Genomic DNA, 23,609 nt, shown 5'->3' with positions numbered 1-23,609 from the left:
GTGGAACTGCCCGCCTTTCCGCCCGACGAGGCCGCGCTGCGGCGCGATCTTGTCGCCGGGGCGTTTCGGATCGGCGAGGAGCGGGGCCGCTGGCGGCTCGCGCGACTCGCCTTTCCCTTCGCCTTTTTCGAGATCGCGGCGCCGCCGATGCCGGACAGTCCCGAGTGGTTCCTGCTCCGGCTGCGCTGCGACGGCTATCCCGCGCTCGCGCCCACCGGCGAGCTCTGGCACGGCGCGCTCGACCGGGCGCTGATCCAGGAGGAGCGGCCCCGCCAGAGCGGCGGAGCGTATCTGCCCAGCTTCTCGACCTGGGGTCCGTGCCTCTACCATCCCATCGACCGGATCGGGCGAACGCACTGGCCCGACCAATATGCCGACCTTGCCTGGCGCGCCGGCTGCGACATCACCGATTATCTGGAGACCGTTCATGATCTTCTCGCTGATCCGCTTTATTGCGGCGCGTCTGTCGCCCCCGGTTCGCTTGAACTGCCCGGCGCGGCTGTGGTCCCGCTTGCTGCATGATCTTGCGCAGCGCGGCGAAGGCCGCCGCGAAAGCGGAGCCTTCCTGCTTGGCACAATCGAAGGCGACCACCGCTTCGTGCGTGGCTATCTTCTCTACGACGATATCGACCCGGACGCCTTGCAGGGCATCATCCTGTTCGACGGCGGCCAGATGGACAAGGTCTGGGACGTCTGCGCGCGCCATGGCTGGCGCGTCGTGGCTGATGTTCACACGCATCCCGGCGGCTATGGTCAGAGCAGCACCGACCGGGCGCACCCCATGATGCCCCGGCGCGGTCATCTCGCGCTAATCGTCCCCGACTTCGCGTCGCGCCGGACGGGGCCGGGCGAAATCGGAATTTACGAATATCTCGGCGGTGCGGACTGGGCGGATCACAGTGCCCGCGGCCCCGGCTTCTTTCGTCTGCGGAGGTTCGCATGACCGTTCAGTTCGAGCACGACCGGATAGCGCAACTGCTTCTGGAACATGATATCGGAACCGACGTCGATCTGGCGCGAGCGCGGCTCGAGGGCGGGCAGGTCCAGCTGTCGATCGATGCGGCAGCGGCGGCCACGCAATGGGGGCAAGCTGCAGCGCTGGCCATCGCGGCTACCGCTTCGCGCATGTTTCGCGGCGGGGTCTTTATCGGTGGCCTCGATCCGGTGCCCGTGATTGTCGGCAGTCATGTCGGGGCGCCGCTCATGCGCGCCCTGGAAGCGGCCGGATGCCGTAGCCGCAATATCCCGGCCAAGCCCTACCGCCTTCACATCGGCAGCCATCCGCAGTCGGCCGCCGATCTCTATTTGACGGTGTCGGGCTGGCGAGCCCATGTCGCACCCTATCCCGCCCAAAGCGAAGGCAAGGGCAATGTAATTGCCGGCGCCGCGGCCGGCGCCCTTGCGGTCAGCGAAGCCTTTCGCCGACATATTCTGGGCGACCTGCTGGCAGGCCGCCAGCCCCTGACCCTATCGCTGTGGGATCCTGCCGCGCCCGAAATCGACCCGGGCGACATTACGCGCCTGCCTGCGTCGCTCTGGCTGCTCGGTCTTGGAAATCTTGGCCAGGCGACAATGTTTCTTCTCGAGCTGCTGCCGTTTGCCGACCGTCGGCTGACCCACCTCCTCGTCCAGGATCGCGATCGCGTCGGTGAGGAAAATCGGCTGACGCAAATCCTGACCGAACCGGCATGGATCGGTCATCGCAAGGCCCGCATGCTCGGCGCCTATGCCGATCGCCTCGGTTTCGAGACCCGGATCTGCGAGCGCAGTTTCGGGGCATCTAGCCGGCCCGAAGACGGGGAGCCGCGAGTAGCGCTTGCCGGCGTCGATAATCTCGACGCCCGGCGGCTCGCCGCCGATGGCCGCTTTGACCTCGTGATCGACGCCGGGCTCGGCAGCAGCGCGGAGGAAATTTTCGATCTGCGCCTTCACGCCTTCCCAGGCCGAATGACTCCCCAGACCGCCTGGCCGGATGTCACCGGCCCGACCGAGGCTGCCCTCAACCCCGGCCTCGAAAAGCTTGTGGTGGAAGGTCGGCTCCCGCAATGCGGCGCGCTCGCGATCGCTGGTCAGAGCCTTGGCGTGCCATCGACCGCGGTCGTCGCGGCCGCGCTTCAGGTGGGACAGCTCTGCCGGGCGCTCGCGAGCGGGACCTATTGCGATTTTGTCGATCTCACGCTGCGTAATCCCAAAGCGGTGGTGGCGACGAGCGCGATGCTTCCGGACAATGTTAGCCTGCCGTCGGTTATGCCGCGCCCCTAGCTGCGGATACGCTGACGGTATGAACCACCGAGCTTCACGCCCGTGAAGTGGTCGCGGAAGTCGCCTTCGCCGTCCTTCGGGTTGACGTCGCGCTGAAAATCGAGATGCGGCAGGTGCGCGAACAAGAGGTCGGTGTCGTTCTCGATCGCGCTCGTGGCATTGACTACCGTATGACCTAGCAGTTCGCGCGGTTCGCCCGGCGCTCCGGGCGAGGCGTCGCGATCAAGAATCTCGGTAACCCAGATGAAATGCGGCAGTTCGCGATTGATTGCCCGGATCTTTACGTCCTCGGGAAGCGCGGCCGCCGCGAGATGGTGGCGATAACGCGCGGCAGTCGTGAGATAGGTCCGAAAGACGAGCTGCCCGCTGTCCTTGAGATCGAAGAAAGCCTGAAGCGTGTCGATCGCCTCCTTGGGCAAGGACTTAAGCGCCTGTCCGAGTTGCAAGTGCTGATCGCGTATCTTGCCGACCACCTCCTTGGCGATCAGGTCGGCGTGATCGCCAAGCCGCACGACCCTTGGCGGCAGCGGCACAAAAATATGGGTGACTTCATCGGCCGCGATCACCGGTTCTCCATCGATCCGCAAGAGCTGGTCGGCGGGAAGTGCGGCGACGTCGTCGGCGGTAAGCGCGAGAAGGCGATACGGCCCATGCTGGTCGTCGTGAACGACGAGCGCGCGTACGAAGCAATCGTAGCTATCGCCAGCACGGACCGGTGCCGAAGACTCGACATAGCCGACCGCCGTAATCGCATGACCGTCCCGCTCGTCATGATGAATATTCGCCATGCCGAGAATCACCGGGAGCGCAGAATCGAGATAGCGCACGATGGTGGGGATCGCAGTGTCGAGCAGGCCGGCCTCTAGAGCTGCCGGATCGCCCGTTGCGGAAGCATCCGCTTCTACGACATCAGCCACCGCCGAAGCGTCGGAACCATCCACATCCTCGTCGCCATAGTTCGCGCAATAGGGCTGGTGCCCCATGCCGCGGAGGGCGCGAACGATGTGAAGAGGGCTGAGCCCCTTAGACCCATGCGGCAGCGCCGCGCTCAATTCATTGTCAGTCGGCGTGGTCGCGAGCCGGGTGATATCGCTGACCGCATGCCATCCTGATCGGCGGTGCCGCTCGTGGATCGGCCGGCATGCCATCCAGATCGCCGCTTGGGCGCAGGCGCCTACCCGCGCGTCTTGCTGGATGAAGGGCGCCCCTTCGACGTGCAGCTCCGCCCCCAGCAAATGCGCACGGAACTTCGCCCGCGCTGCGCAACGAACCGTGTGGCCCGCGATCTTGTCCGGGAATCGGAGGATGGTCCGCCCGATAGGCGATTGGCGGATCGGACGCACAACCGTAAAGCCAAGATAGGATTTGCACCCGGAAAGCGCCTCGATCTGCGCCGAAATCGACTGCTTGAAAATGTCGGCGACGTCGGCGTTGAAGAAATGGTTGCGCTTCGTTCGCCGCGAATAGTCCTTGAACGCCGACGCGTAGAAATTGACGTAGTCCGACGAGTAATCCTGGTCGGTGTACGGTTCCTCGACGATCGCGTAGCAGCCACCGAGACGCGCGACATGGTCGAGGATCGCTCCGGCCGCTTCATTGCCGGGTCCCGCACTCAGCATTTCCGCGAGCTGCGACCGACCGCTATCGTCGATGGCGAACCCGTGAAGGCCGACAGGCTGGGTAATGAGCAGTTCGGGCTGCGTCATGCGGCAGGCGATGCCGCACGGATCAGCGAAAGGCGAACCGGGTAGCCGTGGTGAAGGCGCGCGTCGTGCGGTGATCGACCTCGCTCATGCGCGACAAGGTTTCGCGCGACAATTGAAGGTCGAGACGGACATCGCACAGTTCGACCGAGTGCTGCGATGTCGTCGGTGTGAGCTGCCGTGCAGTTGTATCTTGCGACATAGTTGCTGTGGCCCCCCGTTTCTGCTCGAAGAAGTTCATCTTTCGACTCCTGAGTCAATAGCCACGGCGTGGCCCCTATGCGCAATGCCGAGCCTGCGTCAAGGTTGCTCGGACACCGTTGCTGCCAGGGTAGCCCGTGCAATGGCGGCGATCGATAGCCTTCAAGATTAAAGAAATGATTGCTTTCGCGTGCATTTACAACGGCCCCGATCAATTGACCGCGACCGCTTTCTTCATTCTTCAGGGTGTGGCCCGAACGAGCCGCACATTTATATTCCAAGTCCCCCTCCGCGTTCGAATAGCGCGAGAATAGCGTCTGGTTTCGTTGAACCATTTGCATATTTGAACCAAATATTGCGGTTTTGCAATCACGTCGGCCACGATCCGGTTCATAACGGTACAAAGTTTCGTTTCACGTCTTTGCGTCGGATTGGCTTGTGCGTGGCGCCGCAATACCGGCGCCTATGGCCGCGATCCCGTCGGCAAGAGGCAGCGTCGAGTCCGGAACGCGTCGCAGTTACATGCGATTGAATGATCGCCGGCACGTCTGCTTTTCACTACTCGTGTTTGCAAGCTGTCCGACCGCAATCGGCCAACTATCCCTGCGGTGATCAAGTATTAAAGGGGGCCGCACCAGAGATCACAACGATGGCATCAGGTCAGCGCCATACTCGATCGGCTATCCGCAAAAGATTGCCGCCGAGCAGCTTGCAAAGAGTTGGATCGCTTACTCCCCGGTCGCGCAACGCGTCGCAAATTTCAGGAAGACGCCACGGCGCAATCATTTTCATGCCCGCGCCATATTGCCCTTTGCTTGGGAAAAGGGCGGGGTTGGCGGTGACATATTCGTCGAGTTCGGCGGGGTCGAATACATAATCGAGGCCGATCCCGACATGATCTTCGCCAACCACATCGAGCGCATGCAAGATATGCCGGACGAAGGTTTCCGTGCTGTTGTCATTGTCGCCGAGGAAGATGCCGATGCCGCTCGGGCAGATCACGCCGCCACGCGCCGCACAGGCGCGCATCAGGTCGTCGGGGATGTTGCGCGGATTGTCCCACAGCGCGCGTGGATTTGAGTGGGAGAAGATCACCGGATCGGCTGACAGGTCGATCGCTTCGCGCGCGGTGCGATAACCGGTATGCGTGCAGCACAGCGTCATGCCGACGCGGTTCATCTCGCCGATCACTTCGCGTCCGAACGCGGTCAGCCCGCCGTCGTCGTCAAGGCATCCGCCGCCCGCCGGATTGTTGCGGTTATAGGCGATCAGCATCCAGCGGACACCAAGGTCGTAATATAGGTGAACGAGACTCGCCTGTTCGCCCAGTGCATTCATGCCCTCGATGTCGAAATGCACAGCCAGCCTGCCGCTCGCCTTCGCATCGCGAAGATCTTGAGCAGACCCAATCAGCATATAGTCGTCGGGCCGCGCTGCGAGCCACGAACGGAAATGACCGAGCATGCGGACATGTTCGGCAATGCCTTGATCGCCGAAACCGACATTCAGCGAAATCGCGGTCAAACCGGCATCACGGCATCGCGCGAGCTGATCGAGAAAGGCATCATCGCCGGGCCGCAGCGGCATGCAGGCGTGATTGTCCCACACCATCGCGTCTTGCGGGATTCCGCGTGGCAGCGGGTTCGTCGTTTCAGCCATCGCGTCCTCCTCGTTTATGCAACAGTGCGCTACGCGACATATGGAATAGTCCGATCGACAGCATCGCCGCCGGCACGACGATGCAGGCCACCGAATAACCGACTGCCAGAGGATTGCCGAACCCGCGCTCGGTGACCAAGGCAACAGCCGTAGGCCCCATGCCCAGGCCGAGGAGAGTGTTGCAGAATGCCACAAGTGACATGCCGATACCGCGCAGGTCGCCGGGAATGACGTCCTGAAGCGCCGCGACGCCCGCGGTTGCCGCGATCGCCGAGCATAAAGTCCACAGACCCAGGCCGAGCAGCACCAACGCGGGATGCGGCGCTGCAACGAGCAGGGCGCCAACACCTGCAAGAGACGCCGCCGCCATGCTGAAGCCAAGCCTTCCGCGCACGCCGCCGCGTCGCGCGAAAAGATCGGAGAGCACACCGCCGAGCAACGCACCAAAGATACCGGCGATGGCGGTGACAAGGCCAAAAATCGAACCAATCTGCTCCGGCTTCCACAAGAACAGGCGGGAGAGAACGGATGGCACCCAGGACAACAGGCCATAGTCGCCAACCGAAAGCAGCGCGATCGCGATCAGCAATGTACCGAGGACCAGACGGTCCGAGGCAAGCCGCGCGATGACGTGGGAAAGTGGGGCTTGCTCAATCGCTTCCAACCGTTGGGGCTCGCGTACAGTCAGCAAAAGGATCGGCACGAGGAGCCCGCTCACCCCGATCAGGATCAGCACGATCCGCCAGGGCGCAAGGGTGCCGAGCAACGGGACGGCCAGAAACGCACCGTCTTGCGCCGCTCCCAGCAGGACGCCGCCGATCCCGACCGCCGCCGGTCCGCCCACCACCATGCCCATGAAGAACACGCCGATTGCGGTGCCACGCTGATGCGGAGGAAAGGCGTCGCCGATCATCGACGCTGCGGCGGGGGCCAGCGCGGCTTCGCCGATACCGACAACCGCGCGGGCGGCGAACAGGGTCCAGAAGCCCGGCGCGAGACCGCACAGGATCGACCCGGTACACCAGATCAGCGCGCCGCCGATCAGGATACGGCGGCGGCGGCCACGGTCGGCCAGCCGTCCGAGCGGCAGTCCCGCCAGAACGTAGATGATGGCAAAGGCCGCCCCCTGCAGCAGGCTGATGCTGGCGTCGCCGATGCCGAGGTCGATCTGGAGCGGGTCGACCAGCACGCTCAGGATCAGCCGGTGCGTATAGGATATGAAGCCGGCGAAGCAGAAGACGGCAACCATCCACCAGGCTTGCTCTCTCGGCGGGTATGTCATCGGGGTGCCAGTCATGCCTGAACTTCCATCGTCCGGTTTGCCGCCTCGGACTTCGCCAGAAGATATCGGGCGGCAGCAATATCCGCGAGCCCGGTCCCGACGGACTTGAAGATCGTGATGTCCGCGTCATGCCGGCGCCCCAGGCGGGCGTCGCCCAGCAATGCAGCAAGGTCCACGGCAGGATCGGCGATATGACCCCGGCGCAAAGGCTCGATAAGGTCACCGCTTTCTCGAAGCGCGGTCTGCGTATCCACCACGAGGCGGCCGCGCGCGAAGAGGTCGCTATCGGCTTCGCGCATATCCGGCGCGAAGCTCCCGACGAGATCGATGTGTGTACCCGGGACGACCCAGTCGGCTTCGACTAGCGGGACGCGGCTGAGCGTCGCGCAGCTGATGATGTCGGCCTTCGCAACATGACGCGCGAGATCGGAGACGGCCTCGATCCGATCCGCCACGCCGGAGAGCATATCCGCAGCGCGCCGCGCCTTGTCGGGATTCCGGCCCCAGATCATGATGCGTTCGAGGGGGCGGACAGCGGCATGCGCGCGGGCGAGATGCGGAATCAAGGCACCCGTTCCGACGAGCAACAGCGACTGCGCGTCGGGGCGTGAGAGGTGACGCGACGCGACGGCCGAGACGGCGGCGGTGCGCAAGGCAGTCAGCGCAGGCGCATCCAATATGGCCTGCGGGATGCCGGTATCGCCGTCGAGCAGAAGGTAGATGCCGTTGATCGTCGGAAGCCCTTTGACCGAATTGTCCGGCACAACCGTCGCGATCTTGACCCCGAGTTCGCTGCGCGATTGCCATGCTGGCATGATTAGCAAGGTTGCGTTGTCATCGCCCGGCAAGTGGCAATGCATCCGCTGGGGTGCGCCAAATGGGCTGGCAAAGGCATGTTCGATGGCATCGATCAGTTCGTCGGGGAGCGCGAGCGCAAGGATCTGTCGGTCGTCGAGGAGCTTCATGCTGCCAGCTCCTGGTCTGCGAATGCGCGTGCAGAAGCCCTGCCGAACCGGGCGAGAGAGAAGTTTTCGATATTAGCGGGCGCCGAGCCAGCGATCAGTTCGCGAATATATTCTGCGGTCACCGCCGCCTGGGTCAGCCCGAGATGCTGATGGCCGAATGCGTAGAGGATGTTCGGCGCGGCGGGCACGATCCCGATCGCCGGCAGCGAGTCGGCGAACGACGGCCGGCTGCCCATCCAGCGCAAGCTGCCCTCGCGGTCGAGCGGCGGGAGATAGGCTTCGGCAAGATCGGGCAGCATATCCGCGCGCCGCCAATCCGGTTTGGCGGACGGCGGGGCCAGCTCGACGGTTCCGGCGAGGCGGAGCCCGCCCCACATGGGGGTGGCAAGGAAGGACTCCTCATGAAACGACACCGGCCTGCCGAGAAGATCGGCGTTGCCGGGCAGCATGACATGATAGCCGCGCTCGGCCCGCAGCGGGCAGGCGAGGCCTAGCGGCTCGACGAGCTGGCGCGACCACCAGCCTGCCGCGATCAGCGCCTTGCCCGCCAGAATTCGATCATCGGCGCAGCGGATCGCAACCGCGTCGCCTTCAGGCGCCACGGTGGAGACATCGCGCTGGAGCACCTCGCCGCCGCCGGTCCGAAAGCGGGTCACCAAAGCGCGCGAGAGGTCCAGCGGATTGGTCACATGGGCAACATCCCGGTGCAGAACGCCGGCGCTTATTCGCCGCGTGAGCGATGGCTCAAGATCCGCAACCTCGTCGGGAGAAAGCCGATCGAGCGCGATGCCTTCTGACGCGAGCGCTTCGGCGTGTGCCCATAGTTTCTTCGTGGGGCGATCTGCGCGAATGATGTCGAGCATGCCTTTCTCGCGCAAGAACTGAGCCGCAAGGCCCGGACCCAACAGATCGCGCCATGCGACAAGGGCCCGGCCGTTGAGCAGTTTCAGCAACGCGATCGCATGAAGCCGACGTTTCGGCGTCGCCGCTCGTGCGAAACGGTACATCCATGAAGCATAATGTCCCGTGTGTTGCAGGGGCATCGATAGCGGGCCAGTGGCGCTCAGGAGCATACGCGGTGCCGCAAGAATATGCGCGACGCTCGCCAGCGGCAGGACAAACGAGGTGGCGATCACACCCGCATTACCTGCCGAACAGCCGCCACCGGGTTCGCTACGGTCGATCAAGACGACCGAGCGGCCAGTGGCCTGCAGCGCAAGCGCCGATGCGATGCCGATGATGCCGCCCCCGACGACGGCGACATCGATTATTTTCTGTGATGTCATGATGCGTCAGGGAGCCTGATTGTCGAGCATGTCGAGCAGTCCAGCCTCGGCGCGCTGGATATGGTCGCGTGTCAACGCGACCGCCTGGTTGATTGCGCCGCGCCGGCACAGATCCAGCAGGCCGCCATGGTCATCCTTGGCGCTGTCGACGCCGTGGTCGAGCGTGATGACGAGCCGTGTATAGCGGTCGGTGTTGACCAGCAGGCTGCGGACGATTTCGATCGTCTTGCGCCGCTCCGATGCCGCATAAAGCGCCAGATGATAGCGGGTGTTGAGCTCACCCCATAAATGGACGTCCTCGCTATCGAGATTGGCGGTATATTGATCGAGCACGGCCTGTGCTTCCGCAAAATGCTCCTCGGTCATCCGGGGGATGGCGACGCGAAGCAGTTCGGGCTCGAGCATCGCGCGCAGCTCGAACAACTCCTTGATCTCGTCGCGCGACAGCGCCGTCACGACATATCCGCGATGCGGGTAGCTCGCTACCAGGCCTTCGGCTTCGAGGCGCGATAACGCCTCGCGGATCGGAATGCGGCTGCTGCCGAGTTCTTCCGCCAGCGCGTCCTGCCGAACAGGTGTTCCGTCGGCAAGTTCGCCCGCGAGTATCCGGCGCCGCATTTCGTCGGTCGCCGAGTCGGCAACCGTCATACGGCGAAGCTTGCCAGTCGGCCGTTTGACGAGAGTGTCCATCATATCCTTGCCCGAAAATGACCCGTGAGGATGCCGGAAGGCAGTCTCTTCACTTTTGATACAGCTAAGGGCGTGAAAGTTCAATTGGATAAAATCTCCATTCCTAAAATTGCTCTGTCGGGCGGAGGCGAGTGTGAGGTCGAGATATTATACATTAATATCAAATATATAGATCGAATCCATTTGAAATTTTAATGCGCTCTCCATCCGCGCAGGCATGTCCGTGCTTCGACGTCGACAAAGATTCTCGTTGATATTGGATAAAATACACAATAATGACATGTCATCGAAAACACCGTTGGAAATCGAAAAAGGGGGACCCCGTGGCTTCATTCTCAAACCGCGCCGTGCTGATGCTGACCGTCGGCTTCATCAGCATGCATGGCTCGCACGCGCTGGCTCAGGCGCAGGGGGCTGCTCCAGCCGCCGATGAGGCGGTGGGCGAAGCCAGCGGCAACGAAATCGTGGTGACCGCACGCAAGCGCTCGGAGACCGTCCAAGATGTCCCGACAAGCATTCGTGCGCTTGGTTCGGAGGAATTGTCGAAGCTTGGTGCCGACTCGATCGAAGAATTTGCCGGGCAGACCCCCGGTCTGTCGTTGACCGGAAATCGCGCCAACACGCAGGTCGTCGTGCGCGGGGTCACGACCGGACCCGTTAATCAGGACCAGGCCGAGATCAAGGAGACGGTCGGGCTCTACATCGACGAGACGCCGATCGCGGTCCAGCGCTTCAGCCCCAACCTCAAGCTCTATGACCTTGAGCGCGTCGAGGTGCTGCGCGGGCCGCAGGGCACCTTATATGGTGCGGGTTCGATGGCTGGAGCCATTCGCCTGATCACCAGAAAGCCTGACGCCGGCGATTTCGAAGCGAGCGCCAAAGGCCAGCTGGCGGGCATCGACCATGGCGGCACGACGCGTACGATCGACGCGATGGTCAACATCCCTGTCGTACAGGATAAATTCGCGATCCGCGCGGTCGGTTTCTACAAGCATAACGCCGGCTTCATCGACAATGTCGTGACCGGCGAGGACAATGTGAACAGCGAAGTGAGCAAGGGCGGACGGATCGCCGCGCGCTTTACGCCGAGTGCCGACACAACGATCGACAGTTTTGTCTCCTATCAGAAATCCCGTCATGCTGCGCGTAGTGTCTATGCCGAGGAGGCGGGGTATCTGAACACGACGGTCGCGGTGAACGAGCCTTATGTCGACCGCAATCTTATCGCCTCGCTGACGGTCAACCAGGAACTCGACCCGTTCGACGTCACGCTGGTCGGGTCCTATCGCAAGAAGGACCTGGGCTATCTGATCGAAACTGGCACCTTCGTCAGTTTCGTGGCGCCGACCTATCGCAATTTGCCGCTCGGGGTGATCGGCAACAATGCGGACCAGCGCGATTATAGCGGCGAATTTCGCCTGTCGTCCAAATCGAGCTCGCCGGTACAGTGGACCGTGGGCGCTTTTTACGAAAACAAGCGCAACCACTTTGATCAGGACCTGACTGTGGCGGGCGTCGATGCGGCGGGCGGTTTCAGCAGCCCGGCATTCGGGGCGAATCGTGACCAGCTGTTCGCCAGCGACATCAATCTGAAAGAACGGCAGATCGCGTTGTTCGGCGAAATCGTCGTGCCGATCGGCGACAAACTCAAGGCCACGGTTGGCGGTCGTTACTTCGACGCGAAACAGAGCTCTATCGTCCAGTTCGCAGGCATCTTCGCGGATCCTAACACCGGCACCTTTCCCTTCCGGAACAAGGAAAACGGGTTCAACCCCAAGTTCAACCTCGCCTATGAATTCGACCGCGATCATATGGTCTATGCGCAGGCGGCGAAGGGGTTCCGGCTCGGCGGTACCAACGAACCGGTCCCCGCCACGACCTGCGCAGCCGATCTCGCGGCGCGCGGCCTGAGCGCCGCTCCCGACAGCTTCAAGTCTGACAGCTTGTGGAATTATGAAGTCGGCGCCAAAACCAGCTGGTTCGACCGGGCGCTTACGGTCAATGTGTCCGCCTACAAGATCAAGTGGAAGAACCCGCAGGTCACTGCGCAATTGGGATGCGGTTTCAACGTCTTCGTCAACGCTGGGGGCCTCGACATCACGGGCACCGAGCTTGAGACGATCATCCGGCCCGCCGAAGGGCTGACACTGCGCGGCGGCCTGGGGTACACCGACAGCAAGCTGACCGAAGATCTGAGCTTTGTTGGTGGCCGGGAAGGAGACCGGGCGCCCTTCGTGCCCAAATGGCAATTCAACGGCTCGATCGACTATACGCATGCGCTGTCCAAAACGCTCGAGGGCTTTGCGTTCCTTAGCGTGCAGAACACCGGCGACCGCAACACGCGCTTTAATCCGACGCTGGCTGCGAACAGCCGCCTGCCGGCCTATACGATCGTCAATGCCCGTCTGGGCGTGAATGCCGATCAATGGTCGGTAGAAGTATTTGCGGAAAATCTCGGCGGAAGCCGTGGCCGGACGAACCGCAATTTCTACCCGTTCTCACTCACACCCATGACCCAGGTAGAAGTCGTCACGCCGCGGACGATCGGCCTGGAATTGACGGTTCGTTACTAATTCTGTGAAGGCTGCGGCTGATGTCGAAAGCCGCAGCCGGTGGCACCCGGCGGCCTATTTGCGCAATATGGGTCAAGGAGTTTCGCAATGGCAGCCAAATGTCCACGAGAGCATTTGGTTTCGTTCCATATTGAAGCGGAGCCTTCGCCTGAAGTGATTGCCCCGCTCCTGAAGCAAGTGAGCGCAAACAAGGAGCCTATGGTCGATCTGACGATCGACCGTGACGACAAATCGCAGCGGATCGTTATCTTACTCGATAGCAGGACGGCCCCTCTGCCATCACGGCTGATTGCCCAGCTTGAACGAAACCCTGCCGTCCATTCGGTCAGCCTTGTTGATTATATGGGCCGCTCCGTTTCGTCTAGCGATGCAGCATGATCCGCCAAAGCGTGATTTGAAGACGATGAAGCGACCTTCGGGCCGCGCATCGAGTATAAACACAGCTACTCTTCATACTACCCGCAATCCACAACCTGCAAAGGCATATCCCAACGCAGCGCTCGGCGAATTTGGCCGCTGGTTCCGACACGAATATCTGATAATCCGGCTCGACGTATCGCTAACGTTGAGGCGGCGTGCGCGATGATCGCGGCAATCTGGCCTACCATCTAATGCCGCTTTGTTAACTCGTCGTAGAAGAACCTCTCAAGCAAAGCGAATGTCCGCTTCTCTCCACTTTGTGCCGACGACCGGACCGTCTCGTGCCGGCCATGAGCGTACTCCAATTCTCACTGATCCGCGTGAGCAATAGACTTCGCGATCGATCTGACGCGGGCGGACGACGGCGGCGTGGAGTATCGCCGCTTGAATTCTCTCGAATAATGGCTGGCACTTGCGAAGCCTGACGCCGTCGCAACGTCGGTAATCGCCATCGTGGTCTCGACCAACAAACGGCGCGATCTTTCGAGCCGCAACGCCAGGTCATGTGCCGCTATGGTCGTTCCGAGTTGCGCCGAAAACAGGCGCTCCAATTGCCGGACCGAGATGTTGGCGGCTGCGGCCAGCGCTCGGCGGTCAACTGGTTCGCCAAGATTGTCTTCCATCTCTGCCAAGGCGCGCGCGAGAGCACTGCTGGAGACGCGGTAGCGCTGCCCGGGGCTCGCCCGCTGCGCGCCGCCTCCCTCACGCTGTTCCGATTGGATATACCAGTCGCTGACACGGCGGGCCAAGCCAGCGCCAAGCTCCTGGGAAATCAGCGCGACCGCCAGATCAAGCCCGGCCAATCCACCGGCGCAGGTTATCCGGTCGCGATCGATGACGAAAAGACCGCGCTCAAGCCGCGGGGCCGTGAAAGTCTCAAGAAAAGCTGCTTCATGTTCCCAGTGAACGGTGCAGCGGTACCCGTCGAGAAGGCCTGACTTTGCCAGGATGAAAGGGCCTCCAGATACGCCGGCCAACTGCACACCGAAACGCGATGCGCGGCGAAGCTGGGCGAATGTGTTCGCGTCATCGAACAGCGCTGGATTTCCTCCCGCGCATACAAAAAGCATGTCGGTATCTTCGATTGCATCGACCGGACCATCGACCGCCAGCGGAGTGCCCGTCGAAGCGAGCGCTGGCGCGCCATCAACCGAATAGTGGCGCCAGCTGTAATGTGTTTCACCGGAAAGCCGGTTGGCGGCGCGAAAAGGCTCGATCACCGGCGCGTACGACATCAGGGCAAAACCGTCGATGAGCAGGAAGCCGAGCCGGGTCGTCAAAATTCAAAACCCATGTCGCTACAGGATAAGGAAGCGTCGGTATGAGGCATGCGGTCTTCTTTGGCAAGGCGTAAGCCGGCCTTCGATGGAACGGCAACATTATTCCCTGTTCACGCTCGCCCGCCAAGCGCTCACCGGTCACCGGGGCTGGCAGCCGGCTTGGCGCGATGCGGCGCCGCAGGATCGCTACGATGTGGTCGTGATCGGTGGCGGGGGGCACGGACTTGCCACCGCCTATTACCTGGCGAAAATATTCGGGGTCACGAGTGTCGCCGTCATCGAAAAGGGCTGGATCGGCGGCGGCAATGCTGGTCGCAATACGACGATCATTCGGTCAAATTATCTCCTGCCCGGCAATATTCCCTTCTACGAGCATTCGCTGAAGCTGTGGGAGGGCCTTGAGCAAGACCTCAATTATAATGCGATGGTCAGCCAGCGCGGCATCTTGAACCTGTGCCATTCCGACGAGCAGCGCGACGCGTTCGAGCGGCGTGGTAATGCGATGCGCCTCCACGGCGTCGATGCCGACTTACTCGGCCCGGCGGAAGTCCGCCGAATGGCGCCGTTTCTGGACTTCGACAATGCGCGCTTCCCCATTTTCGGGGGCTTGCTCCAGAAGCGCGCGGGCACCGCGCGGCATGATGGCGTCGTGTGGGGCTTTGCGCGCGCCGCGTCGGATCGCGGCGTTGACATCATTCAAAACTGCGAAGTCACCGGTTTCGTTCGCGACCCGAGCGGACGGGTCACCGGCGTAGAAACGAGCCGCGGCAAGATCCTTGCGGGCAAAGTGGGAATGGCGGTTGCTGGAAATACATCGCGTGTTGCATCGTTCGCGGATTTGCGCTTGCCGATCGAAAGTCATGTGCTTCAGGCTTTTGTGAGCGAAGGCCTAAAGCCGGTCATCCCGGGCGTTATCACCTTTGGGGCCGGACATTTTTATATCAGCCAGTCCGACAAGGGCGGGCTGGTCTTCGGCGGCGACCTCGACGGCTACAACAGCTACGCCCAACGGGGCAATCTGCCGATCGTCGAAGATGTTTGCGAGGAGGCGATGGCCATCATGCCGATGGTCGGGCGCGCCCGCGTGTTGCGGTCGTGGGGGGGCATCATGGACATGACGCTCGACGGCTCGCCCATCATCGATCGGACGCCAGTGCCCGGTCTCTATCTCAACGGTGGCTGGTGTTACGGCGGGTTCAAGGCGACGCCGGCATCAGGTTGGTGTTTCGCGCATCTGCTCGCCCGCGATGCGCCGCATCCCGTCGCGGCACATTATCGGCTCGATCGTTTTGCGAGCGGGCAACTCCTCGACGAAAAGGGCGCTGGCGCCCAGGCAAATCTGCAGTGAGGTTGCCGCGATGATCATCTCTTGTCCGCATTGCGGCCCGCGCGACAGCAGCGAATTCTACTTTCGGGGAGAAGCCACCCCCACACGCCCGGAATATGACGCAGGTACCGCCGCAGCAACGGGCTATGTCTATGGACGGATCAATCCCGCCGGACCGCAGAAAGAGCATTGGTATCATGCTGCAGCGTGCCGAAGTTGGTTGCTCGTGGAACGCGACACCCGCACGCACAAATTCTTGTCGGTGACACTGGCGTCGGAGCAGGGGCGGTGACGAGGCTGCCGGCCGGAGGCCTTATCGACCGGGGCAAACCGATCGCGTTTCGGTTCAATGGGCGGACGCTGACAGGATTTTCGGGGGATACGCTGGCCTCGGCGCTTATTGCTCATGACGTCAAAATCGTCGGGCGGTCGTTCAAATATCACCGCGCACGCGGGATTTTGACCGACGGGATCGACGAACCCAATGCGCTGGTGACGCTGGGGAGCGGCGCGCGTGCCGAGCCCAATTGCCGGGCGCCCTCGGTGGAACTGTTCGACGGTCTCGAAGCATATAGCCAGAATTGCTGGCCCAGCCCGAACTTCGACCTGATGGCGATCAATGGGCTGTTGTCGAGAATTTTTGTGGCTGGCTTCTATTACAAGACGTTCATGTGGCCGGCGGCCCTTTGGGAAAAACTTTATGAGCCGCTGATCCGTCGCGCCGCGGGACTGGGGCGCCTTAGCGGCGATCCTGATCCCGATACTTATGATCGTAGTCATGCCTTTACCGACCTGCTTGTCGTCGGCTCGGGGCCGGCCGGGTTGTCGGCGGCATTGTGTGCGGCGCGCGGGGGACTTCGCGTTCTGCTGATCGAGAATGACAGCCGGGTCGGTGGTCGCCTGCTTTCGCAGCGCTACAAGGTCGACGGCGAGTTGGGCACGGCCTGGGCAGACGCTGCACTCAAGGAACTGGTTGCGAATGAACGGGTAACAATCCTCACGCGCACATCCTTGTTCGGTGCATATGACGATAAAAGCTTCGCCGCGGTCGAGCGCGTGTCGGACCATTTGCCGGGGGCAGCCATCGGGCGGCCGCGCCAGCGTTACTGGAAGATCGTGGCGGCGCAGGCAATTTTTGCCACGGGCGCGACCGAACGGCCGATCGCGTTCGGCGGCAATGACCGCCCGGGCGTAATGATGGCATCGGCGATCCAGACTTATATCAATCGATATGCCGTCGCGCCCGGTAAGCGTGCCGCAATCTTCACTGTTTGTGACACCGGATATGAAGTGGCAGCCGACCTTGCCGCTGCCGGTGTCGATGTGGCGGCCGTCATCGATGCGCGCCGCCAACCGGGACGGTCTCTGGCGTTTGCGCCCGCCATCTCTGGGGAAATCGTTCGGACCTTCGGCAAGAGCCTGACAGCGATCGAAGTGCGACGTTACGACGGCGGCGTAGAGCGTATTGCTGTCGACCTTCTCGGTATGGCTGGCGGCTGGAACCCGAATATCGGCTTCGCTAGTCATCTGGGTAACCGCCCTGACTGGAACGAAAGCCTCCAGGCCTTCCGCCAGGAAAAGCTTTCCGATGGCATGATGTTCGCCGGCGCCGCCGACGGCGCCCTGACCCTGACGGACGCGCTCGCGAGCGGCGAAGCTGCAGCGGCACGCGTTATGAGCCCTGCGTCGAGCATGCCGCCCATCGGAACGTCTGCGCAGGCTTCGCCTCATGTCGTCAGGGCAATCGGCCAGAAGGTCTTTGTCGACTTCCAGCACGATGTCACGGTCGAGGACATCCTGCTTGCCGACCGCGAAGGCTATCGCTCGGTCGAGCATCTCAAACGCTATACGACACTTGGCATGGCCACCGACCAAGGCAAGGCGGGACAGGTTCTCGGGCATGCCGTACTTGCGCAGCATCGCGGTGTCGAAATGGCCGCCGTCGGCACGATTGCAGCGCGTCCGCCGCACACGCCGGTTGCGATCGGAGCTCTGGCGGGCATGCACCGCGGCGAGCATCTCAAGCCGGTACGGCTGACACCGACACATTGCTGGGCAGCAGAAAATGGCGCGAGCTTCGTCAATGCTGGCCTCTGGAAGCGCGCCCAATGGTTTACCCGGGCGGGCGATGCGGATTGGCTGGCGAGTGCGGTTCGTGAGGCGAAGGCGGTGCGGTCTGCGGTCGGAATCTGCGACGTGTCGACGCTCGGAAAAATCGAAGTCGAAGGCCCCGACGCAGCACTGCTGCTCGATCGTCTTTACGCCAATATGATGTCGACGCTGCCGGTCGGAAAATGCCGATACGGGTTGATGCTGCGCGAGGATGGTTTCGTCTTTGACGATGGAACCGTCGCGCGCCTTGACGAAAGCCGTTACGTGATCACCACCACGACGGTGAATGCCGTGGCCGTGATGCGCCATGTCGATTTCGCGCTGCAGGTCATCTGGCCCGACCTCCGAGCCCACGCTTGCTCGGTGACGGAGAGCTGGGCGCAGATCGCGGTTGCCGGTCCGCAATCGCGCGCCCTCCTGCAGGATTTGTTGCCGGATATCGACCTGTCCAACGAGACCTTTCCGTTCATGGGCGCAGTTGCCGGGACCTGGGACGGCATTCCAATGCGCCTTTTCCGCCTGAGTTTTTCGGGAGAGCTCGCCTATGAAATTGCGGTCCCGACCAATCACGGCGACGCCCTCGTTCGTACGCTTGCACGGCTGGGGCAGACTTATGGATGCACACCTTATGGTCTCGAAGCGCTCGGCATTTTACGCATCGAAAAGGGGCATGTTGCGGGCGGTGACCTGAATGGACAGGTGACCGCGCACGACCTGGGTCTCGGGCGGATGCTGTCCAGGAAAAAGGATTTTATCGGCCGCGCGATGGCGGAGCGACCGATGCTTGTCGATCCGGGTCGGCAAGCCCTTGTTGGGTTGAAACCGGTCGATCCTACCCAGCGGCTCAGCGCCGGCTCGCATTTGTTTCGCAGCGGAGCCGCACATGTTGCGGGCGAAAGCCAGGGTCATGTGACGTCGGTGGCCTATTCCGGCGTATTCGATCAATGGATTGCCCTTGGCGTTCTGGCGCACGGCCCGCAGCGCATTGGCGAAGTAATCGTCGCCGCGTCGCCGATGCGGGGAACCCGCATCGAGGTTGAGGTCTGTAATCCTGTCTTCTTCGACGCAGCAGGAGAGCGTCTTCGTGCCTGATCGTCGCCCTTCCGCCTTTGATCCGATGCTGGAGGATCTGGGCGCCATCGATTTGGTTGGTGTGCAGGTGGCGGCCTGGCCTGCGGCCCGAACCGTCGTGACCATGGCGTACCGCGGCGAAGAGGGCACCGTTGCAGAAGTTCTGGGGCGCTTCGCCCGCAACACGCCCGCCGTCACAATGTTGCAAATCGGACCCGGAACCTGGCTATCGCTATGCGACGGCGCGTTCCCCGATCTCGGCGATGCGGCAGCGACCTTTGATCAGGGCGATGGGTTTGCTTTCCTGAAGCTCGACGGACCGGCGGCGATGACCGTCCTGCAGAAGGGCATTTTCGTAGATCTCGAAGCCACGTTGGCCTCCGTCGGTGCCTGCGTGTGCAGCGTGATCGGGTATATCAACGTCATTGCGTGGCGTGCGTCCCCCAACACGATCGCGGTTGCTGTGCCGCGCAGCTTTGCAGGCAGCTTCTGGCACTGGCTCCGCACGGCCGCAGCGGCCGAAGGCGTCCCGATTGGGCGATAGCGCCGCTTTTTCTTCTCTCTGGTTCGAAACGAAGGCAATATGACCGAGAAATTCATCCTCACGATCTCGTGTCCCAATCAGCGGGGGATCGTCTCGAAGATATCGACCGCCATCTTTCGTGCGAATGGCGACATCCTCGAAGCCGATCAATATGATGACACGACCACGGCCAATTTCTTCATGCGCGTTGTGTTCGACCTCGCACCCGCAAGCGAGGCGGCGCTGCACACGGATCTTGCCGCGCTAGCAGACGAACTGGAAATGCAGTGGGAACTGCGCCGGGACACGGCGCGGCAGCGCGTTCTGCTGCTCGTGTCCAAATTCGATCATTGCCTGGTCGACCTCCTCTATCGCTGGCGTATTGGTGAGCTGAAGATGGATATTGTCGGCATTGTGTCGAACCATCCGCGCGTGACGTTTGGCCCTGCTGATTTCGGGTCGATACCCTTTCATCATTTGCCAGTCTCAAAAGAAACGAAGGCCGATCAAGAGCGTCAGATCCGCGAGCTGATCGAGACTGAACGCGTCGATCTGGTCGTTCTCGCCCGTTACATGCAGATATTGTCGGACGATATGTCGGTCTATCTGTCCGGGCGCTGCATCAATATCCACCACAGCTTCCTGCCGGGTTTCAAGGGCGCAAAGCCCTATCATCAGGCGCACAGCCGCGGCGTCAAACTGATTGGCGCAACGGCGCACTATGTTACCGCGGACCTCGACGAAGGGCCGATCATCGAACAGGATGTCGAGCGCGTCTGTCACTCGGACAGTCCGGACGACCTGGTTCGAAAAGGGCGCGATATCGAGCGCCGGGTGCTGGCGCGGGCGCTATCGTTCCATCTCGAAGGTCGGGCGCTACTCAACGGATCGACCACCGTGGTTTTTCGCGACTGAAATGGCAGCGGCGCTGATCGACGGAACCGCGCTTGCGCGTCGCCTTAACGGCGAGCTCAAGGCCAAGGTCGAGGTGCTCGCCACGACCGGTATCGTACCGTGCCTCGCGGTCGTCCTGGTCGGAGATGATCCGGCCAGCCATACCTATGTGCGCAGCAAGAGCCGGGCAGCACGCGCGGTCGGGATCGCCACGGTCGAGCACAGACTGGACGCGCAGCTTGCCGAAGCCGAGCTTCTAGCCCTCATCGAGCGGTTGAACCGAGACCCGGAAACCGACGGCATTCTCATCCAGCTGCCGTTGCCCAAGCATATTGATGTCACCAACGTGCTGAAAGCCGTGCATCCTGCGAAGGATGTCGATGGCTTTCATCCGACCAATGTCGGCGAGCGCGTCACAGGTGCAGGCGGGATAATCCCTTGTACGCCAATGGGGGCCATGTTTCTGATCGAAACGGTCCGGGCCAATATCGAGGGACTCGACGCCATCGTCATCGGCATGTCGAATATTGTAGGCAAGCCAATGGCGGACCTTTTGCTCTCTGCAGGCTGCACCGTCACTGTGGCGCACATCAAGACCGTCGGGCTGCCGGCAATCTGCAGGCGCGCCGACATCGTCGTGGTAGCCGTTGGAAAGCCGGGGCTTGTGCGCGCCGAATGGATCAAGCCCGGCGCGATCGTGATCGATGTGGGGATCAACCGCATCACGTCAAGCGATGGCGAGAAGCGGCTTGTCGGCGACGTGGCGTTCGAAGAGGCAGCGGGCGTTGCCGGGGCAATTACCCCGGTTCCCGGCGGCGTCGGTCCGATGACGATCGCCTGCTTGCTGCTCAACACCTTTGAGGCCGCCATATCACGCCGTGCGGCGTCTATCCGCGCCGGATAAATGATCGCTGCGCTATCGGGCGAGCCAGACCGCGATCTCGTCGCGTGATTTGCCAACGGACAAAAGCATCTGCACGATGATCCGGGCCTGCGCCGGTCGCCAGCGGCCCCCGTTGATCACACCGCGCTGCGCGAGATCCATCTCACTTCCGCCATAGGCGTAGCTTCTCGACAAGGTGTGGCCCATGCCGACGCGACTGGTGATGATCACGGGCATCCTCATTGCGAGCGCTGCAATGGCATCGACGGCGCGAGACGAAACATGCCCGCCGCCCACACCTGCAATGATTAGAGCGCCGATGTTGGCATCTGAAAAGGCGGCCACGGTTTCAGGTTCGAGATCAAGTCCCGCCTGAAGGACGGGTACGGCCAGCACCGGACTTTCCACACGCAGCGGCCGGTGCTTCAGCGTGGGCTGCATCTGGAGGTCGAGTCGGCCTTCGACGATATGGCCCATCGGTCCGAAGGGATCCGACGTAAATGCATGCGGCCGACTGCTGTGAATCTTCCTGACCAGATGAGGCGCGTGAATTTCGTCGCCGAAAAGGACCAGGGGTCCCAGTCCATCGGCTTGGCCACTGGCGGCGACCAATATGGCCGATGCCAGGTTCGCCGGTCCATCGGCGCCCGGTGCTTCCGGGTGCCGCATTGCCCCGGTTACGACAACCGGCTTTGCTGTCGCCATCAACAGCGACAGAGCAAAGGCGGTTTCTTCCAGGGTGTCGGTTCCATGCGTGACGACGGCGCCACAAAGGCCCAGCCGGAACTTCTCTTCGATCTGGTCGCAAAGCAGTTGGACATCGGCGAGGGAGACGCTGGGGCTGGGCTTGGCGAAAAGTTCGAAATGCGCCAGCGTCAGATCGGGATGCAGGCGCCGCATGGGCGACAACAGATCGAAGCCCACTTGCGGGGCTACGCCCCGCCCGCCGGCGTTTGCGGTCATCGCAATGGTACCGCCCATGGAGAAAATCCCGATGGTTCGCGGCCGCGTTGAGGCCATGTCCAATGGGTTTACTCCGCGGGCAGGGGCGCAGACCGGACCGGTTCCGCGTTTCGCTTGAGCGTTTCGGGCAAGCTGAGCCAGATGATTGCCGCGATCGAAAAAACGACGCTGGCGATTGTCATCGTCGCTGCGAGCCCAAAATGTTCGGCGATCTGGCCGGTCAGCAACGGAGCGAAGAAACTGAATATGCGCCCCCAGTTGAAAATCGACGCTGCGGTCGATCGCAGGTGAGGGGGGTATAGCTCGGAGAGCCACGGTCCCCATACGACGCTGCACGCAAGGCAGGCACCATAACCAAAGGCGACAATATTCAACACAGCGGGGCTGATCGGCGCATAGAGATAAACGAGGATCAGCGCTGCCGCGAGAAAGAAACCGATCGCTGCCGCCCGTCGTCCGAAGCGATCGCCCACCCAGCCCCAGAAGAAGCCGCCGATCACGCTGCCTGCAAACATCCAACTGACGGATATCCCGATCGCGCCGTCGCTGAACATACGGACGGTTTTGAGATAGGTCGTCGCCCAGCCGCTAAAAGCTTGATAGGCAAAGAAATTGAAACCCGAAACCATCGTCAGCATGATTGTCTGGCGCCGAAAGCGTGGCGAAAAGAGCTCGCTAATCGGTAACTTGCCCTTGGCCGTGCTGGATAAGATGGCACCGCCATATGGTATCATCTTGCGATCGTTCGGGACCGCAAGCGGTGCAAGAAAGGCGAGAACGACCGGCACGGCTCCAGCCCATAACAGTAAATGCCAATCAAGCTCGAATTCGAAGATCAGGGTGGTTGCGGCGCCGAGCAGCGCGACGGCGAGATACGAGGAGCCCATGATAACCGACGCAACCCGGCCTCGAACTTCGGTACTGAACAGCCCGACATAAATGCCGACCGTGATCGGGTACATCGACCCGGTGAAATATCCGAGGACGAAGCGCTGAGTGAGGATCTGCGGATAGCTGGTGACGATCGTTCCGAGCGCGAGGACGGTCCCAAATCCGATCATGACGACCATCAACGCATTGCGCCGCCCAAAGCGGTCGGCAAGTTGACCGTTCACGACCGCGCCGACGAGGGCGCCAAGCGCCTGGACACTGTAGAGCGATCCAGCCTCGGTCAGGGAGAGCTTCAAGTCACTCGCAATATAGGGGCGAAGGACATCGACCGTATTCCACGCCCAAGCGTAAAAAATATAGGCGACGGCAAGGAAGGCGAGGGCGGTTAGACGGCGCGTTAGCGACATATCTTCTGCGCGTGGATATTGGGTGTCGCTGGATTCGGTCATCGTCATCTCCCGGAGAGATTTCTGCGTTCATTTGCGTTCGAATGCAATTAGTTTATTGAGAATTTGGTTGAGAAATATCGCAATTTATCGTCCGTAAGCGGGGATTTGTCGACGCGGGCTCTGGATAATCATGACGCAGGTCGAAAACATCTTGTTTGATTTTTGCATTCGAAGT

The 23,609-nt window shown here is 61.8% G+C and carries 21 protein-coding genes; 11 read left to right on the top strand and 10 right to left on the bottom strand.

Translation table 11 applies throughout. The features are described 5' to 3' along the window. The 3 genes from FFS68_RS17820 to FFS68_RS05805 are packed head-to-tail and all read left to right on the top strand — an operon-like array spanning nt 1 to nt 2,262. Nucleotides 1-522 (top strand): hypothetical protein, encoded by a 522-nt coding sequence (locus FFS68_RS17820; protein WP_088439650.1) that lies wholly within the window; start codon nt 1-3, stop codon nt 520-522. Then, entirely contained in the window at nt 428-943 is a 516-nt protein-coding gene (locus tag FFS68_RS05810) for a Mov34/MPN/PAD-1 family protein (protein WP_171003755.1), read from the top strand. The genes FFS68_RS17820 and FFS68_RS05810 overlap by 95 nt, the downstream gene beginning before the upstream one ends. Continuing rightward, a complete protein-coding gene (locus FFS68_RS05805) occupies nt 940-2,262 on the top strand; it encodes a hypothetical protein (protein WP_088439646.1) in 1,323 nt (440 codons plus the stop codon). The genes FFS68_RS05810 and FFS68_RS05805 overlap by 4 nt, the downstream gene beginning before the upstream one ends. Here FFS68_RS05805 and FFS68_RS05800 read toward each other — a convergent pair. The 7 genes from FFS68_RS05800 to FFS68_RS05770 all read right to left on the bottom strand — a co-directional run bounded on the left by FFS68_RS05800 (nt 2,259) and on the right by FFS68_RS05770 (nt 10,006). Beyond that, complete coding sequence (locus FFS68_RS05800) at nt 2,259-3,968, bottom strand: hypothetical protein (protein ID WP_137752252.1); 1,710 nt, start codon at nt 3,966-3,968, stop codon at nt 2,259-2,261. The two genes, FFS68_RS05805 and FFS68_RS05800, sit on opposite strands and share 4 nt — an antisense overlap. 22 nt (nt 3,969-3,990) lie before the next feature. Continuing rightward, nucleotides 3,991-4,206, bottom strand: coding sequence for a hypothetical protein (locus FFS68_RS05795; protein WP_137752251.1), 216 nt, complete (start codon nt 4,204-4,206; stop codon nt 3,991-3,993). Nucleotides 4,207-4,826: 620 nt separating this feature from the next. After that, the gene (locus FFS68_RS05790) at nt 4,827-5,825 is read right to left on the bottom strand and encodes a membrane dipeptidase (protein ID WP_088439636.1); all 999 of its coding nucleotides are present in this window, start codon (nt 5,823-5,825) and stop codon (nt 4,827-4,829) included. Continuing rightward, a complete protein-coding gene (locus FFS68_RS05785) occupies nt 5,818-7,122 on the bottom strand; it encodes an MFS transporter (protein WP_088439634.1) in 1,305 nt (434 codons plus the stop codon). The genes FFS68_RS05790 and FFS68_RS05785 overlap by 8 nt, the downstream gene beginning before the upstream one ends. Beyond that, entirely contained in the window at nt 7,119-8,072 is a 954-nt protein-coding gene (locus tag FFS68_RS05780; protein ID WP_088439632.1) for an ornithine cyclodeaminase family protein, read from the bottom strand. Before FFS68_RS05780 ends, FFS68_RS05785 begins: the two co-directional genes overlap by 4 nt. Continuing rightward, nucleotides 8,069-9,358 (bottom strand): FAD-dependent oxidoreductase, encoded by a 1,290-nt coding sequence (locus FFS68_RS05775; protein WP_088439630.1) that lies wholly within the window; start codon nt 9,356-9,358, stop codon nt 8,069-8,071. The genes FFS68_RS05780 and FFS68_RS05775 overlap by 4 nt, the downstream gene beginning before the upstream one ends. A gap of 6 nt (nt 9,359-9,364) precedes the next feature. Further along, the gene (locus tag FFS68_RS05770; protein WP_137752250.1) at nt 9,365-10,006 is read right to left on the bottom strand and encodes a GntR family transcriptional regulator; all 642 of its coding nucleotides are present in this window, start codon (nt 10,004-10,006) and stop codon (nt 9,365-9,367) included. Nucleotides 10,007-10,371: 365 nt separating this feature from the next. On the opposite strand from FFS68_RS05770, the gene FFS68_RS05765 reads away from it, so the two are divergent. After that, on the top strand, nt 10,372-12,621 hold the full coding sequence (locus tag FFS68_RS05765) for a TonB-dependent receptor (protein ID WP_158213750.1): 2,250 nt from the start codon (nt 10,372-10,374) through the stop codon (nt 12,619-12,621). An 87-nt stretch (nt 12,622-12,708) separates the two neighbouring features. Further along, the gene (locus FFS68_RS05760) at nt 12,709-12,999 is read left to right on the top strand and encodes a hypothetical protein (protein ID WP_137752248.1); all 291 of its coding nucleotides are present in this window, start codon (nt 12,709-12,711) and stop codon (nt 12,997-12,999) included. Nucleotides 13,000-13,349: 350 nt separating this feature from the next. On the opposite strand, the gene FFS68_RS05755 is transcribed toward FFS68_RS05760, so the two are convergent. Further along, a complete protein-coding gene (locus FFS68_RS05755; protein ID WP_249340032.1) occupies nt 13,350-14,321 on the bottom strand; it encodes a GlxA family transcriptional regulator in 972 nt (323 codons plus the stop codon). Nucleotides 14,322-14,406: 85 nt separating this feature from the next. Between FFS68_RS05755 and FFS68_RS05750 the strand changes: the two genes are divergently transcribed. Genes FFS68_RS05750 through folD form a run of 6 tightly spaced genes read left to right on the top strand, consistent with a single transcriptional unit; the run spans nt 14,407 to nt 21,152 of the window. After that, on the top strand, nt 14,407-15,669 hold the full coding sequence (locus FFS68_RS05750) for a sarcosine oxidase subunit beta family protein (protein WP_137752341.1): 1,263 nt from the start codon (nt 14,407-14,409) through the stop codon (nt 15,667-15,669). Then, a complete protein-coding gene (locus tag FFS68_RS05745; RefSeq protein WP_349290370.1) occupies nt 15,569-15,940 on the top strand; it encodes a sarcosine oxidase subunit delta in 372 nt (123 codons plus the stop codon). Before FFS68_RS05750 ends, FFS68_RS05745 begins: the two co-directional genes overlap by 101 nt. Beyond that, the gene (locus FFS68_RS05740) at nt 15,937-18,852 is read left to right on the top strand and encodes a sarcosine oxidase subunit alpha family protein (RefSeq protein WP_137752246.1); all 2,916 of its coding nucleotides are present in this window, start codon (nt 15,937-15,939) and stop codon (nt 18,850-18,852) included. The genes FFS68_RS05745 and FFS68_RS05740 overlap by 4 nt, the downstream gene beginning before the upstream one ends. Beyond that, the gene (locus tag FFS68_RS05735; RefSeq protein WP_137752245.1) at nt 18,845-19,375 is read left to right on the top strand and encodes a sarcosine oxidase subunit gamma family protein; all 531 of its coding nucleotides are present in this window, start codon (nt 18,845-18,847) and stop codon (nt 19,373-19,375) included. Before FFS68_RS05740 ends, FFS68_RS05735 begins: the two co-directional genes overlap by 8 nt. 39 nt (nt 19,376-19,414) lie before the next feature. Beyond that, a complete protein-coding gene (purU, locus tag FFS68_RS05730) occupies nt 19,415-20,269 on the top strand; it encodes a formyltetrahydrofolate deformylase (protein ID WP_137752244.1) in 855 nt (284 codons plus the stop codon). 1 nt (nt 20,270) lies between these two features. Beyond that, nucleotides 20,271-21,152 carry a bifunctional methylenetetrahydrofolate dehydrogenase/methenyltetrahydrofolate cyclohydrolase FolD gene (folD, locus tag FFS68_RS05725; protein WP_137752243.1) on the top strand — a complete coding sequence of 294 codons (882 nt, stop codon included), beginning with the start codon at nt 20,271-20,273 and terminating at the stop codon, nt 21,150-21,152. 12 nt (nt 21,153-21,164) lie between these two features. Here the strand turns inward: folD and FFS68_RS05720 are convergent, their stop codons facing one another. Then, the gene (locus FFS68_RS05720) at nt 21,165-22,151 is read right to left on the bottom strand and encodes an asparaginase (RefSeq protein WP_283214592.1); all 987 of its coding nucleotides are present in this window, start codon (nt 22,149-22,151) and stop codon (nt 21,165-21,167) included. 11 nt (nt 22,152-22,162) lie between these two features. Continuing rightward, nucleotides 22,163-23,434, bottom strand: a complete 1,272-nt coding sequence (locus FFS68_RS05715; RefSeq protein ID WP_171003753.1) for an MFS transporter — start codon at nt 23,432-23,434, stop codon at nt 22,163-22,165. Nucleotides 23,435-23,609 lie beyond the last annotated feature (175 nt).

Origin of the sequence: Sphingopyxis sp. L1A2A (assembly GCF_005502465.1) — a bacterium.
In the GTDB taxonomy this organism is placed as follows: Bacteria; Pseudomonadota; Alphaproteobacteria; order Sphingomonadales; family Sphingomonadaceae; genus Sphingopyxis.
Note: the sequence above shows the minus strand (reverse complement) of the source record. Positions and strands in the feature narration are given on the sequence as shown.

Excerpts from the sequence above, each read along its gene's own strand:
- FFS68_RS05810 (WP_171003755.1), top strand. The coding sequence starts at position 428 with ATGATCTTCTCGCTGATCCGCTTTATTGCGGCGCGTCTGTCGCCCCCG.
- FFS68_RS05805 (WP_088439646.1), top strand. The coding sequence starts at position 940 with ATGACCGTTCAGTTCGAGCACGACCGGATAGCGCAACTGCTTCTGGAA.
- FFS68_RS05800 (WP_137752252.1), bottom strand. The coding sequence starts at position 3,968 with ATGACGCAGCCCGAACTGCTCATTACCCAGCCTGTCGGCCTTCACGGG.
- FFS68_RS05795 (WP_137752251.1), bottom strand. The coding sequence starts at position 4,206 with ATGAACTTCTTCGAGCAGAAACGGGGGGCCACAGCAACTATGTCGCAA.
- FFS68_RS05790 (WP_088439636.1), bottom strand. The coding sequence starts at position 5,825 with ATGGCTGAAACGACGAACCCGCTGCCACGCGGAATCCCGCAAGACGCG.
- FFS68_RS05785 (WP_088439634.1), bottom strand. The coding sequence starts at position 7,122 with ATGACTGGCACCCCGATGACATACCCGCCGAGAGAGCAAGCCTGGTGG.
- FFS68_RS05780 (WP_088439632.1), bottom strand. The coding sequence starts at position 8,072 with ATGAAGCTCCTCGACGACCGACAGATCCTTGCGCTCGCGCTCCCCGAC.
- FFS68_RS05775 (WP_088439630.1), bottom strand. The coding sequence starts at position 9,358 with ATGACATCACAGAAAATAATCGATGTCGCCGTCGTCGGGGGCGGCATC.
- FFS68_RS05770 (WP_137752250.1), bottom strand. The coding sequence starts at position 10,006 with ATGACGGTTGCCGACTCGGCGACCGACGAAATGCGGCGCCGGATACTC.
- FFS68_RS05760 (WP_137752248.1), top strand. The coding sequence starts at position 12,709 with ATGGCAGCCAAATGTCCACGAGAGCATTTGGTTTCGTTCCATATTGAA.
- FFS68_RS05750 (WP_137752341.1), top strand. The coding sequence starts at position 14,407 with ATGGAACGGCAACATTATTCCCTGTTCACGCTCGCCCGCCAAGCGCTC.
- FFS68_RS05745 (WP_349290370.1), top strand. The coding sequence starts at position 15,569 with ATGCGCCGCATCCCGTCGCGGCACATTATCGGCTCGATCGTTTTGCGA.
- purU (WP_137752244.1), top strand. The coding sequence starts at position 19,415 with ATGACCGAGAAATTCATCCTCACGATCTCGTGTCCCAATCAGCGGGGG.
- folD (WP_137752243.1), top strand. The coding sequence starts at position 20,271 with ATGGCAGCGGCGCTGATCGACGGAACCGCGCTTGCGCGTCGCCTTAAC.
- FFS68_RS05720 (WP_283214592.1), bottom strand. The coding sequence starts at position 22,151 with ATGGCCTCAACGCGGCCGCGAACCATCGGGATTTTCTCCATGGGCGGT.
- FFS68_RS05715 (WP_171003753.1), bottom strand. The coding sequence starts at position 23,434 with ATGACCGAATCCAGCGACACCCAATATCCACGCGCAGAAGATATGTCG.